The organism is Mammaliicoccus sp. FSL K6-3158 (assembly GCF_038005105.1).
In the GTDB taxonomy this organism is placed as follows: Bacteria; Bacillota; Bacilli; order Staphylococcales; family Staphylococcaceae; genus Mammaliicoccus; species Mammaliicoccus sciuri.
Map to the genome: position 1 here is coordinate 2,522,152 of NZ_JBBOSL010000001.1, position 13,554 is coordinate 2,535,705.

A 13,554-nucleotide genomic window follows, 5' to 3' on the forward strand; every position below is an offset into this window, starting at 1 on the left:
ATGGAAAATCATGAGTTACAAAGAAGTATGTCAAATCGGCATATTCAGTTAATTGCTATTGGTGGCGCGATTGGTACCGGTCTTTTTCTTGGGGCTGGTAAGAGTATTTCACTAGCGGGTCCATCTATTTTATTAGTTTATATTATTATTGGTTTTTTCTTATTTATTATGATGAGAGCTTTAGGGGAATTATTACTTTCAAATAGTAACTACAATTCTTTCATTGATATTGCTGAACATTATTTAGGTCCTTTATTCGGATTTTTAACTGGATGGACGTATTGGTTTTGTTGGGTTGCAACGGGAATAGCGGATATTACGGCTGTGGCTAAGTATATTCAGTTTTGGTATCCTGATGTTCCTGCATATGTTTCTGCAATTGCAACAGTTGTTATTCTATTAGGTTTAAATCTTATGACTGTTAAATTATTTGGTGAGGTCGAATTTTGGTTTGCACTCATTAAAATTATCGCCATTATATTATTAATTGTTATTGGTTTATGGATGATATTTAATGGCTTTAAATCTAGCACTGGTATTCAATCTGGATTTCATAATTTATATAGCCATAATGGTTTCTTCCCAAATGGTACTATGGGCTTCTTACTGGCATTCCAAATGGCGGTATTTAGCTTTGTAGGAATTGAACTTGTAGGTGTTACAGCTCGTGAGACGAAAGACCCTGAAAAGAATTTACCTAAAGCGGTTAATTCTATCGGTATTCGTATTTTAATTTTCTATGTATTAAGTTTATTAATCATTATGAGTATTACACCATGGAATAAAATTGATCCTGCTGAAAGTCCTTTTGTTAATTTATTTGTATTAGCTGGTATTCCAGCTGCTGCAGGTATTGTTAACTTTGTCGTGTTAACTTCAGCTGCAAGTGCTGCAAACAGTGGATTATTCAGTAATAGTCGTATGGTTTATGGTTTAGGTCAAACGGGTCATGCGCCTGAAGGGTTAAGCAAGACAAATAAACGTGGTGTACCTTATCCAGCATTGATATTCTCAGGTGTTGTATTATTCTTCGCTGCGATATTAAATTATTTTATACCAGATGACGTATTTACACTCGTTACGACATTAGCTACGATATTCTTTATTTTTATTTGGTCTATCATTTTAATTTGTTATATCAAATTTAGAAAAGAAGACAAATCTTTACACGAAAAATCTAAATTCAAAAATCCATTCGGTGTGATTGGATCATATCTTGCATTAATATTCTTTGTATTTGTATTAGTTATTTTGTTCTTTGCAAATGATACACGTACAGCATTAATGTACTCACCTTTATGGATTGTACTATTGCTTGTTGTTTATTATATAAATCGTCGCAAGCATTCTACTTCAAATGAATAAATTTTAAAAACAGTAAACATCGTCATATGACATGTTTACTGTTTTTTATTGAATAAATGTAATATACCATAGAATAATATTTAAATTCTTGTTATATATTGAATGCAATTAATAGTGTAATATTTATCTATATATTCTAAATTTTTAGAAAATACTATTAACTTCTTGATTTAGATATGCTAAAGTTTGACTATTAACTTTAAAAAGGAGGGAATGCTAATGGTTAGTGAACCACTTATTTCAGCAACAATACTATTCGCATTAATCGTTCTCGGGGAAATTATTTCTTATCTTACAAAGGCTCGTGTACCAATGTTATTAACAGCAATGGTCAGTTACTTGCTTTTATCTTGGGCAGGCGTCTTACCTGAAAAGATATTAGATAATGCCATTTTACCTTCGCTAGGCGCGCTTATTATTGCACCTGTTATCATGCATATGGGTACAATGATGCCGCTTCATATACTTAAATCACAATGGAAAGCAGTTGTTATATCAATATTAGGTATATTGGGTTCTACAACCTTAATATTAGTCTTCGTTACACTCCTATTTGATTTTCGTACTGCTGCTTCAGGTGTTGGACCTATTGCTGGAGGTATCGTCGCGCTGCTCATCACAGTCGAAAAGCTTCAAGATTTAGGATTAGCCAATCTCATTGTTTTACCCGCTATCGTGCAAGCACTTCAAGGCGTTATTGGTATGCCATTAAGTTCTATCCTTATGAAGCGCTATTCAAAATATTACTTAGCAAATAGACATACAGACAAAAATGTCGCTAATATTTCTAACAAAAATGAACCTAAGAAAGAAACGATATTTAATAAGAATCCGTTACTTCAAAACAATGTTATCAGACTCTTTATTATGTTCTTCTTAGCAAGTATTGCCTTCATGATTGGTGAAGTAACAGGCATTCATTTCACACTAGTCAGTTTATTATTTGGTGTTATCGGATTGAAAATTGGATTGTTTGAACAAAAAGAACTGGAACGTAATCAATCATTCACAATTATGATGGTTATTATCATTTTAATCGTTATCGGTTCTATGGGCGGCATTAAACCACATGATTTATGGGAATTCTTACCTGCTATTTTATCTATTCTTGTTATAGGTACAATTGGTATTTTAATTGGCGGATTTATCGGTGCTAAATTAATTGGTTGGAAACCAACTAAAGCATTGCCAGTTGCTTTAACCGCATTATATGGTTTCCCGGGTGATTTTATTTTATGTGAAGAAGTCAGTCGATCTGTTACTGATAATGAGGAAGACAGAGAAGATGTATTTAATGAGTTATTAAGCCCGATGATTATTGGTGGGTTTACAACAGTTACAGTTGCATCTGTTATTTTAACATCTATATTAATGAACTTTATTAAGTAATTGAGGAGGACATAGATATGATTATAAAAAACATCAATTTAATAGACGGTACTGGAAAAGACATTCAACGAGGTATTGATATAAAAGTTGAAAATCATGTCATTTCTGAAATTGGTAGTAATTTAAATGGCGACAATATAATAGAAGGAAATGGTCAATATCTATTACCAGGTATAATCGATAGTCATGTACATGTTATGTTGGAAATGGAACCTTTAGAAAGAAGATTATCTACACCTTTTTCATATAACTTCTACAAAGCAATTAATCATTTAAAACGAACAGTTGATGCAGGTGTTACAACCGTTCGAGATGCTTTAGGAGCAGATTTAGGTTTAAAAGAAGCTGTGAATGATGGTTTAATACTCGGACCGCGTTTACAAATAAGTGTCAACGCATTAACCATTACAGGTGGTCATGGGGACAGTTATACTAAATCCGGTCTACAACTCCCTATTTTGCAAGATGGCTATCCTGGTTTACCGAGTGGTATGTGTGATGGTGTGAATGAAGTCCGTAAAAAAGCACGCGAAATGTTAAGAGCTGGTGCTGATGTATTAAAAGTACATGCAACAGGTGGTGTAACAAGTGCAACTGACCATCCAGATTATACGCAATTCTCATTAGAAGAATTAAAAGTCATTGTAGAAGAAGCGCAATTTAGAAATAATCGAAAAGTTATGGCACATGCTCAAGGGTTGCAAGGTGTTAAACAATGTATAGAAGCAGGCATTCACTCAATTGAGCATGGTATATATTTAGATGATGAAGCTGTTCAATTAATGAAAGAAAAAGAAATGTACCTCGTACCTACATTACTCGCACCACTTTCCGTTATAGAGTTCGCTGAAGAATTAGGTATGAGTGAAAATTCTATTAAGAAATCTAAACAAGTCATGCAAGACCATATTGATAGCTTTAAGAAAGCACATCAAGCTGGTGTAAAAATAGCAATGGGTACAGATGCAGGTGTATTCAAACATGGAACTAATTTAAGAGAATTAGAGCTTATGGTTGAACACGGCATGACAGAAATGGAAGCTATTGTTTCGTCTACTAAGACAGCTGCTGAATGTTTAGGTTATGACGACGACTTAGGTACAATTGAAGTCGGCAAGAAAGCAGACTTCATTATACTAGATCAAAATCCTTTAGAAGACATCAAAGTATTAAGAGACCCAAATAAAATTAAAGTCGTTTCAATAGATGGCAAAATTGTCAAAGACATTAGATAATATCATAGCATTTAAAGTGTATTCTAGAAATAGATACATATGAGAACCCCCTAAAAGTGGTCACTTTTAGGGGGTTCATTTATTACATATTACCGATTGATAAATATTTAGTTTCTAAATAAGGTTCAATACCTTCGATACCACCTTCACGGCCATATCCACTTTCTTTAAATCCTCCAAATGGCGCATGCGCTGCTGATGGCGCACCATCATTCCAACCTATCACACCGAAATCAAGCTTCTTATAAATATCAAAGCCTGTACGATAGTCATTCGTGAAGAAATAAGCGGCTAAACCATATTCTGTATCATTGGCAACTTTAATAATGTCATCTAAGTCTTCGTATGCCATGACTGCAGCGATTGGTCCGAATGTTTCTTCATGCATCACTTTCATATCAAGATTTGCTTGTCTGATAACGACTGGCTTTAAGAAATTTCCACCTAATTTTAATTGTTCAAATGGTAATGACAATTCTCCACCATGATGTACGGCATCTTCAATTTGGTCGATGACTTTATCTACAGCTTGTTGATTAATGAGTGGACCCATTTCAACACCCTCTTCTAAGCCATTTCCTACATTTAATGCATTTACTTTTTCAGTTAAACGTTCTGTATAAGCTTGTTCTATATCTTGATGTACATAAATTCTATTTGCACTTATACAAGTTTGTCCTGAATTTCTAAATTTAGTCGCGATTGTTTGATCAACTGCTAGTTCAATATCTGCATCTTTATGAACAATAACTGGTGCTAATCCACCTAATTCCATCGTGACATTTTTAACTGTATTTGCAGAATCTTTTATTAAATGTTTACCTACTGGTGTAGACCCTGTGAATGTTATCTTCTGTATAATTGGACTTTCAGTAAATATTCTACCTGCGTCTTTACCACTTAATACAACATATTGAATGGCATCTTCAGGGATACCCGCTTCATGTGCCAATTCAACCATTCTTATCGTCGTTAGTGGTGTTTCTAAAGCCGGTTTACAAACAATTGTACAACCTGCTGCTAATGCTGGCGCCATTTTTCTCGCAATCATTGCTGCTGGGAAATTCCAAGGAGTAATTGCACCAACAACACCTACTGGGAACGGATCAGTGATAACTTTTTTACCTTTTTGATTAGCAGGTATAGTCTTACCATAAATACGTTTTGCTTCTTCTTGATACCATTGAATGTAACTATTTGCGTAAGCAACTTCGCCTAATGCTTCTTTATAAGGTTTACCGTTCTCTAGAGTAATTAATTCTGCTAATTCTTCTTTATATTTATCAATTAATTGATACCATTTTAATAAAAGTGATGAACGTTCATGAGCGTCTTTTTCACGCCATGATTCATATGCAACTTGTGCTTTATCAATTTGTTGAATTGCTTCTTCTTCAGAAGTATAAGGAATCGTCTTAACGACTTCATTCGTTGCTGGATTGTATACTTTTAGCTGTTTCAAATACTTCATCCCCTTTTGATTTTGTTAAATATAAGACTGCTGCTATGCCATACCATACGAATACAATAATCCATTCATGTGGCCAAATAAGTGATGACGGCATTCCTGGTAAATAGATTGCGATAAACGCAATACTTAAAATTACAGCAATCCAACCAACTACTTTACCACTTTTAATACGATATGGTCTTTCTAAATTAGGTTCACTTTTTCTTAATTTCAAAAATGCACATGCAACTAATAAGTAACCTAATACAACACCGATGCCACCAGCATCAACAATCCATACTAATGCAGGACGACCTAATAAAGGTGCAACAAATGCTAAAACACCAAGGAATATAATACCGTGTGTTGGTGTTTTGTATTTAGGGTGAATGTATGCAAACCACTTAGGAATCATATTATTTTTCGCCATCGCATATAAAATACGACTACCACCGATAATAAATGCATTCCAACTTGTGATAATACCAGCAATCCCACCTAATACGAGTAATATACCAAATCCACTTGATCCAAATAAATTCACCATTGCATCTGCTGTTGCTAATTCACTTGTACTTAATTGACTTGGTGTTAAACCAGTTGCAACACCAAACACAATTAATAAATAGAAGATAACTGATGCTATAATAGAGATAACTAAAATACCACCTATTTTTTTAGAAGGTGCTTTTACTTCTTCAGCTATTTGTGGAATAACATCGAAACCTACAAATAGGAATGGAATCATGATTAGAACAGACATTGTTCCACCTACACCACCATTAAACAATGGTTTAAGATGTGTAAAGTCACCATTGAAACCAGCACCAAAGAATAATAATAAACCTACGCCAACAATAAATATTGTAAACACAGTTTGCATAACTGCAGCAGGTTTAACGCCAAAGTAGTTTAATGATGTTAATATAACACTACCTATAGAACCGATGAGTACCCAAGTTAAGTAAACATCCCAGCCAGCTAAATTCCATAATAAACCAGAATGTTCAAATGGTATGACATAGTCAATAACAGTTGGCAATGCGACTGCTTCAAAAGTAATAACAGATACATAACCAAATAATACTGACCAACCAGATATAAATGCTACGCCAGGACTAAATGCTTTCTTAACGAATACAAATCCGCCACCTGTTTCAGGAATTGCAGAGGCAAGCTCTGCGTATGTTAATCCAATAAAAATTACTAATAATCCACCAATTACAAATGCGATAATACTACCTAGAAATCCTGCTTGTGAAATCCATTCTCCCGAAAGAACAACCCAGCCCCATCCAAGCATGGCGCCAATCGCGAGAAATAGTACGTCTGCTATGTTCATTGATTTATTAAATTGAGAATTCATAATTATACCCCATTTTTATTAGTCAAATTTCTTAAAGACTAGATTCTAAGATTGATAATCCTTTGTTTAATTCTTGATCTGTAATGACTAACGGTGCTAAAAATCGAATCACATTTCCGTTAATACCAGCTGATAATAATAATAAACCATTTTCATTTGCTGCTTTAACAATTTGTGATGTTTTAACTTTATCAGGTGATTGCGTTTCTGGATCAACAATTTCCATTGCGACCATTGCGCCTAATCTACGAATATCTCCTATAAATGAATGTTCTAATTTAAATGCTTCTAATCTTGATTGAATCGTTGCACCAAGTTGTTCAGCTTTAGCATTTAAGTTTTCTTCTTCAATAATTTCAATTACTTTTAATGCTGCTTCACATGCAAGTGGATTTCCTGCATATGTACCACCAATTTCGCCTGGATTTGGGCTATCAATAATTTCACTACGCCCTACAACGCCACTTAATGGGAATCCTGCTGCTAGAGATTTTGATATAGTCATTAAATCTGGAATAACATCAAAATGCTCAATTGCAAATGTCTTACCAGTACGTGCAAAGCCTGTTTGAATTTCATCTGCAATAAATACGATACCATGTTCTTCACATATGTCTTTTAATGCATGAATAAATTTCTTATCTGGAATGATAAATCCACCTTCACCTTGTACTGGCTCAATCACAACACATGCCACTTCTGAAGGATCCACTGTTGCGATAAAGAAATTCTTCAAATCTTTAATGACTGAATCTATGTATGCCTCATCACTTAATCCTTCAGGTTTATCTGCTAAATAAGGATATGGCGCTTGATATACTTCTGGTGCAAATGGGCCAAAGCCAAATTTATAAGGTCTTACTTTACTTGTCATAGACATCGTTAAATTTGTTCTTCCGTGAAAGCCTCTAACAAATGATACAACTTGTTGTCTACCTGTATATTTTCTAGCGATTTTTACAGCGTTTTCTACTGCTTCTGCGCCAGAATTTAGTAATACTGTTTTCTTTTTATGGTCACCTGGTGTAATTTCTGCTAATTTCTCTGCTAATTTAATATAACTTTCATACATAATCACATTGAAACCAGGTAAAATAAATCTTTCAAGCTCGTTTTTTAAATGTTCAGTTATTTTAGGATGTGAATGACCAACGTTTAACGTACCAATTGCTCCTGCAAAGTCAATCCACTCTGTACCGTCTTTATCTGTAACTGTTGCCCCTTTTGCAAAATCAGCAATATGTGTATTACCATTACTGACACCTCTTGCTACATATTCGTTACGTAAAGATTCTAATTGTTCTTGAGTCTTACCCATCAAAATCCCTCCTATTGTTTATTTAGTACATATTAAAAAAAGATTGGTATAATGAAAAGTACCAGTTTTTAATTTTTAATAGTACCAGAGGGGTGAACGATATGACTCAAACTTACAAATATAGAGAAATTTATCTCAAATTAAAACAAGATATACTCTCTCAAAAATATAATAGTCACGAAAAATTACCATCCAAAAGACAACTTTCAATTGATCAAAATGTCAGTATTAACACTGTCAAGAATGCTTATGAACAACTTTTTGCTGAGGGTTATATTTACACAAAGGAAAGACAAGGTTACTTTGTTGAGGCATTAAATAAGTTAATCATTCAAGATCAACATATTACGCAACCTTTAAACAATAACCCAACTCAAATTAAATCTTCATATCGTTATTCTTTATCGCATATGACAACAGACATCTCACAGTTTCCAATAGACTTATGGTCTAAATACGTGAAAGAAGCTTTTCATCTTTTCAAACATGAAATGTCAGAAATCCCTGTATATAAAGGGCCGCTTGAGCTAAGAAAATCAATCGCTCAATTGATTTCATACAAAAGAGGTGTCGTTTGTTACCCTGAACAAATCGTTGTCGGCTCAGGTACAGCGAACTTATTAAGCAGCTTATTCAAAGCATTTTCAAACAATCAAAAAATCGCTATTGAAAATCCTGGATATTCTCGAATGAGAAAGCTATTTATCGGCATGGGACAGGATGTCGTTAATATCCCACTAGACAACAAAGGGTTATCTGTTGAACATGTGAAACAGGCAAAGCCTGATTTTGTCGTGACAACACCTTCACATCAATTTCCAACAGGAACCATTATGCCAATTTCAAGAAGAATTGAATTACTCAACTGGGTAACTGAACATAATAAATATATTATAGAAGACGATTATGATAGTGAATATAAATATGGTACAGATAATATTCCTTCATTATATAGTTTAGATAAGAATGAACGTGTCATATATTTAGGTACATTCGCGAAAACATTAATGCCAAGTTTAAGAATAAGCTATATGGTCTTACCCTATCCACTTTTATATAAATTTGATGCGATAACAGATACATCCATTACAGATTTAAGCTTAATAAATGCTTACGCCCTACATTTATTTATTAAATCCGGAAACTATGAGAAATATATTCGTAAAATGCATCATACTTATACTGAAAAGAGAGAGCTTTTTCTAAAAGTATTAAAAAGATCATTTAAAGAAGACGTCTCGATATACGACATGGAGGCAGGTCTTCATTTTCTAATTAATATTAAGACAGACTTAAGTTACCAAGAGATTGAACAAAAAGCGCATGACCACGGTATAGAATTATATACGATTAGACGTTTCATGGCTGATGAACCTGAAAACACACCATTTAAGACACTTATTATTGGATTTGCGAAAATAAATCGAGATGATATCGAACCTGCTATTTTAAAACTAAAAGACATTATATATGATAGCCATTGATAACTATGACATAAAAAATACTTTCATAACCAACGCTTCTATACAAGGTTGGTTATGAAAGTATGATTGTCTTCTATTATATAAACTATTTCTTATAATTGATTTGATAACTTGTGACACTATTAAATGTGTCGCCATTTCTTAAAATTGATGGTGCTGATTCATTTAATAAATTAATATCATTAGGTAGTGATTGCGTTTCTAATGTAAAGCCACTATGTACATGAATAGAGTCTTTGAGATCATTCCAATTTACATCGTTCAATGTAAATATGACAACTTCATTCTGATTAGTCGTCATTTCAAGTTCCAATTTATCATTCGACACTTTGAAAGTGCCATCTTCTAATTTCACTGGATGATCAATACCATTAAATTGCTTGATTTGTTGTAATCCACTTTCGAATATATCTTTAAAAGTTATACTATCTTTCCCAATTTCTACATTAATATTCTCTGTATCGAGAGATTCCACAATTTGATTATCCTTTAGCGGATATAATCGAACGTTATGATGAAGTTGATGGTTTTCAATAGATGCATTTGTTTCATTCAAATTAAAATACACATGATTCATCGGATTCAATAAAGTATCTTCAGTACTCGTTGCTTCATATATAATTGTCCATTTCAAATTCGTTAAATCATATTGATGTGTTACAGTCATATTAATATCACCTGGGAAATGATCAACTGAATGTTTCAATTCTACATGATATACAATACGGACAATATCATCTTCATTAACAATGTCATAATCAAACACTTGAGTATGCAACCCATTAGAACCACCATGTAAATTATGCACACCATCATTTTGTTCAATCTGATAGGATTCACCATTTAATACAAACTGACCATTTTCAATTCTGCCACCATATCTTGCAACAGTCGCACCAAAGAAATAAGGATTTTGCTCATAATATTCTATTAAATCATCGCTTTCAGTCGGACCAAGGATAAAGGATCTACCATCAATTTTCCAATCGACAATCCGTATACCAAAATTCGTGAATTGAACCTTTGAACGCTCATCATAGATTGTAATCAAATCTATATTCTTCTCTTTATCTAAAGTCTCAATCTCAAATGACATTAGCCTCATCCTATTCTATAAAGTCTACATGCAGTTAATTAAAGTTTAGCATATTGTTCCAATCAATTCTCATTTACATGATCAAACGAATCAGCGTAAAAGTCATATTTCATATTATTCGTTGGTAAAATTCTTATTTTAGCTTTTCCTACAATTTGTTCGTCGGTAATGAGCCCAACATCTTGGCGACTATCATTACTATTCAAACGATTATCACCGAGGACTAAATATTTACCTTCTGGAATTACTTTTTCACCTTCAGAATTTTTTGTATCTGATACATCAAAGTTTTCCGTTAAATATTCCGTGAATTTATGCTTCTTATTAAAATCTAAATAAGGTTCTGCAACTTTTTCATGATTGATATATAATTGATCATTCTTATATCTGACAGTGTCACCAGGTACACCTATTAATCTCTTAATATAATCCTTTTCTTCATTCGCATGAAAAATAATCACATCACCTCTATCAATCGTACCAAGCGTTTTCGAAATTTTACTAACAATCAAATTGTCTTTATCATTAAACGTAGGATACATAGACTGTCCATGCACCTCATATCTACTAAATAAAAAAGTCGTAATAAGCCACGCCACTACAATAGCAACAACGATAGACGCAACCCATTCCATTAAATTCTTAACCACTATAACCCTCCTTAAACTCATATTATTATTTACATGTTATTCAAACCATATTATATATTCAAGCATTCTTCCCTTTATTGCTCATTTAATATTTAAATGATAATATTAAATTAATATATTATATACTGAAAAGAGGCATTCTCATGAAAGTATCTTGGGTATTGTGGTGGATTTTAACAATCATTGAAGTTGGTGCATTTTTAACGTTCTCAATCTTTTTATGGTTTAGAGAAGTCGATGCCACTGGAGCTGTGCAAACAACAGAATTAAAATGGTTCTCTATCGGTATCATGGCAACACTTTTTATCATTCCATTCTTAACACAACTCGTTTGGTTAATCGTCAATATCATCACTTCTAAAAAGTTAAAATCTCAAAATCAAAATGTATAAATATAAAATAACGATACACTCCGTCACATTTCACTTAAATAAGAGATAAAGACATAGAGTGTATCGTCTGTTTTTATTAAAAGAGCCACCCTAATTCATGACCTTTTTTACTACTTTATATGCAGCTATTATAAAGAGAAATATTGAAACTCCCCATAATACAGCAGATAAGTTAGTTAAACTTCCTTCTAAATTTGTTGCGATAATTGGAAGTATACCTGCTATTAATATTAATAAAATAATTTGTTTCATAAAGATTCACCCTTTAGTACATTATTCTTTATTTTGGCCATCCTAAATAAATAGCAAAGATAATAAGAACTGCACCAACAACTATAGATCCTTTATAAATATTATGCTCTTTTCTACGTTTTATACCAACTACTACTATAACTAAACCTAATATAAATGAAAGTAACATTATATAAAAACCCATGTGATATACCTCTTTCGTTGTTAATATTATTTTAAAGACTCAAAAACTTATGATATTCATAATATATTTCTTTATAATATAAATGTAACATTTTATACACAATTATGGTAATCATATATATTAAAGAGATGAAAATGATATCTGTTTTACCAGTAATTATATGAGATGGTATAATATGAAATGAATAATCTCACATAAATTATAAGAAAGAATATCAATGGAGGGTTAAGCATGAAAGTAAAAGAATTACTTCAGAAAAGTTTCAACGATTTACTTGAGTTAGAATTAACGGGTTATAATATCGCAGTTGTACTAGTTGCGGTTGTTGTCTTAAGTGTCCTCATCACACCTTTATTTGGGATTCCTGTCGGACTTTTAGGTGGCGCGTATTACTTAAAAAATTATAAATAATATTTAAAGCCCGTTTCCTTGAAAACGGGCTTTATTGATCAATTCATTATATACTTGCTTGAATTAAACCTATTCCAACTACGACAACAAGATAAATCACAGTCCATATTACTACTGTCTTTCCTTTAAATCTACTTGTTGCATATAATACAACTCCAAATAAATATGCTGCTAATAATGTTGATAAATCAAATACACCAAGATAATCATTACTTTGACTAAATACTGCTAAGCTTGTAATAGAGTATTTAACTGGATCTAAACCTACAATTGCCATAATAACTATAACGATGAGATTAAAGATTGTTGTAATTAATTTCACAAGCGTAGCAGCTGCGAATAAACTTGAAGCTTTTACATCAGATTTCATAATTTTTGAGATAATTAGAAAGATTAGAAACGAAAAAGCAATGCCTATAATTGGTGCTAAAATACCACCTATGTATGCAAATACTGTAGTAAATGTAGACATTTGATTAATTTCAGTTTCACTTAATCCAGCTTCTTTTAAATCAGCAGTAAGATCAGTTGTTATTGATGTAATCCATATTGAAGCAACTGATAAAATAATGACCAAAATCAAATTCATCAACCACTTAGGTCGTTCTCTATAGTTGTTTAAAGTTGGTGCAAATAATAAATTTGAATGTTTCATCACTATACTCCTTTGCTTTTTGTATAATTTAAGGTTAACATTCATAAAGCATTAATAAAATACTTAATTATATAATTAATATTCTTAAATTTTATAATCGTTATTTAATTTTTGCATAGAATATGATATGCATGTACTTCTTAAAGAACTATGTAAATTAAATATTCATATGATCACTCAACAGAAATAGACAAAATATACCAAATTATGCTATTATGTAAATGAAAAAGGCAACGTGCTGTCACATGTTGCCCATGAGCCCGTTAAAAAGACGGTGGATTTTTGATTATGTTAAAAATAACCATCT

General features: G+C 32.4%; 14 protein-coding genes. 6 read left to right on the top strand and 8 right to left on the bottom strand.

Annotation, left to right across the window (positions count from 1 at the left end; all coding sequences use genetic code 11):
• The 3 genes from MHH94_RS12750 to MHH94_RS12760 all read left to right on the top strand — a co-directional run bounded on the left by MHH94_RS12750 (position 1) and on the right by MHH94_RS12760 (position 3,989).
• Positions 1 to 1,365 carry an amino acid permease gene (locus MHH94_RS12750; protein WP_058590805.1) on the top strand — a complete coding sequence of 455 codons (1,365 nt, stop codon included), beginning with the start codon at positions 1 to 3 and terminating at the stop codon, positions 1,363 to 1,365.
• Between the two features lie 219 nt (positions 1,366 to 1,584).
• A complete protein-coding gene (locus MHH94_RS12755; RefSeq protein WP_078355054.1) occupies positions 1,585 to 2,754 on the top strand; it encodes a hypothetical protein in 1,170 nt (389 codons plus the stop codon).
• Between the two features lie 17 nt (positions 2,755 to 2,771).
• The gene (locus tag MHH94_RS12760; RefSeq protein ID WP_325888887.1) at positions 2,772 to 3,989 is read left to right on the top strand and encodes a metal-dependent hydrolase family protein; all 1,218 of its coding nucleotides are present in this window, start codon (positions 2,772 to 2,774) and stop codon (positions 3,987 to 3,989) included.
• An 82-nt stretch (positions 3,990 to 4,071) separates the two neighbouring features.
• Here the strand turns inward: MHH94_RS12760 and MHH94_RS12765 are convergent, their stop codons facing one another.
• Genes MHH94_RS12765 through gabT form a run of 3 tightly spaced genes read right to left on the bottom strand, consistent with a single transcriptional unit; the run spans position 4,072 to position 8,123 of the window.
• Entirely contained in the window at positions 4,072 to 5,451 is a 1,380-nt protein-coding gene (locus tag MHH94_RS12765) for an NAD-dependent succinate-semialdehyde dehydrogenase (RefSeq protein ID WP_106417705.1), read from the bottom strand.
• Positions 5,414 to 6,805, bottom strand: coding sequence for an APC family permease (locus MHH94_RS12770; RefSeq protein WP_025904436.1), 1,392 nt, complete (start codon positions 6,803 to 6,805; stop codon positions 5,414 to 5,416). Before MHH94_RS12770 ends, MHH94_RS12765 begins: the two co-directional genes overlap by 38 nt.
• Before the next feature lie 31 nt (positions 6,806 to 6,836).
• A complete protein-coding gene (gene gabT, locus MHH94_RS12775) occupies positions 6,837 to 8,123 on the bottom strand; it encodes a 4-aminobutyrate--2-oxoglutarate transaminase (protein ID WP_058590809.1) in 1,287 nt (428 codons plus the stop codon).
• 101 nt (positions 8,124 to 8,224) lie between these two features.
• Between gabT and gabR the strand changes: the two genes are divergently transcribed.
• Positions 8,225 to 9,607 carry a MocR-like transcriptional regulator GabR gene (gabR, locus tag MHH94_RS12780; protein WP_058590810.1) on the top strand — a complete coding sequence of 461 codons (1,383 nt, stop codon included), beginning with the start codon at positions 8,225 to 8,227 and terminating at the stop codon, positions 9,605 to 9,607.
• 85 nt (positions 9,608 to 9,692) lie between these two features.
• On the opposite strand, the gene MHH94_RS12785 is transcribed toward gabR, so the two are convergent.
• Both MHH94_RS12785 and lepB read right to left on the bottom strand, forming a co-directional pair.
• Positions 9,693 to 10,703, bottom strand: a complete 1,011-nt coding sequence (locus MHH94_RS12785; protein ID WP_325888888.1) for an aldose epimerase family protein — start codon at positions 10,701 to 10,703, stop codon at positions 9,693 to 9,695.
• A gap of 62 nt (positions 10,704 to 10,765) precedes the next feature.
• Positions 10,766 to 11,353, bottom strand: a complete 588-nt coding sequence (lepB, locus tag MHH94_RS12790) for a signal peptidase I (RefSeq protein WP_058590812.1) — start codon at positions 11,351 to 11,353, stop codon at positions 10,766 to 10,768.
• A 143-nt stretch (positions 11,354 to 11,496) separates the two neighbouring features.
• On the opposite strand from lepB, the gene MHH94_RS12795 reads away from it, so the two are divergent.
• On the top strand, positions 11,497 to 11,745 hold the full coding sequence (locus MHH94_RS12795; protein WP_058590813.1) for a DUF3923 family protein: 249 nt from the start codon (positions 11,497 to 11,499) through the stop codon (positions 11,743 to 11,745).
• 90 nt (positions 11,746 to 11,835) lie between these two features.
• Here MHH94_RS12795 and MHH94_RS12800 read toward each other — a convergent pair whose 3' ends face one another.
• Positions 11,836 to 11,997 carry a hypothetical protein gene (locus MHH94_RS12800; protein WP_158259706.1) on the bottom strand — a complete coding sequence of 54 codons (162 nt, stop codon included), beginning with the start codon at positions 11,995 to 11,997 and terminating at the stop codon, positions 11,836 to 11,838.
• Between the two features lie 28 nt (positions 11,998 to 12,025).
• Positions 12,026 to 12,181: a hypothetical protein gene (locus tag MHH94_RS12805; protein WP_037590088.1), complete on the bottom strand. Its 156-nt coding sequence runs from the start codon at positions 12,179 to 12,181 to the stop codon at positions 12,026 to 12,028.
• A 231-nt stretch (positions 12,182 to 12,412) separates the two neighbouring features.
• On the opposite strand from MHH94_RS12805, the gene MHH94_RS12810 reads away from it, so the two are divergent.
• Positions 12,413 to 12,592, top strand: coding sequence for a VraH family peptide resistance protein (locus MHH94_RS12810; RefSeq protein WP_048541552.1), 180 nt, complete (start codon positions 12,413 to 12,415; stop codon positions 12,590 to 12,592).
• 46 nt (positions 12,593 to 12,638) lie between these two features.
• Here MHH94_RS12810 and MHH94_RS12815 read toward each other — a convergent pair whose 3' ends face one another.
• Positions 12,639 to 13,247, bottom strand: coding sequence for a YIP1 family protein (locus tag MHH94_RS12815; RefSeq protein WP_084755338.1), 609 nt, complete (start codon positions 13,245 to 13,247; stop codon positions 12,639 to 12,641).
• Positions 13,248 to 13,554: the final 307 nt, after the last annotated feature.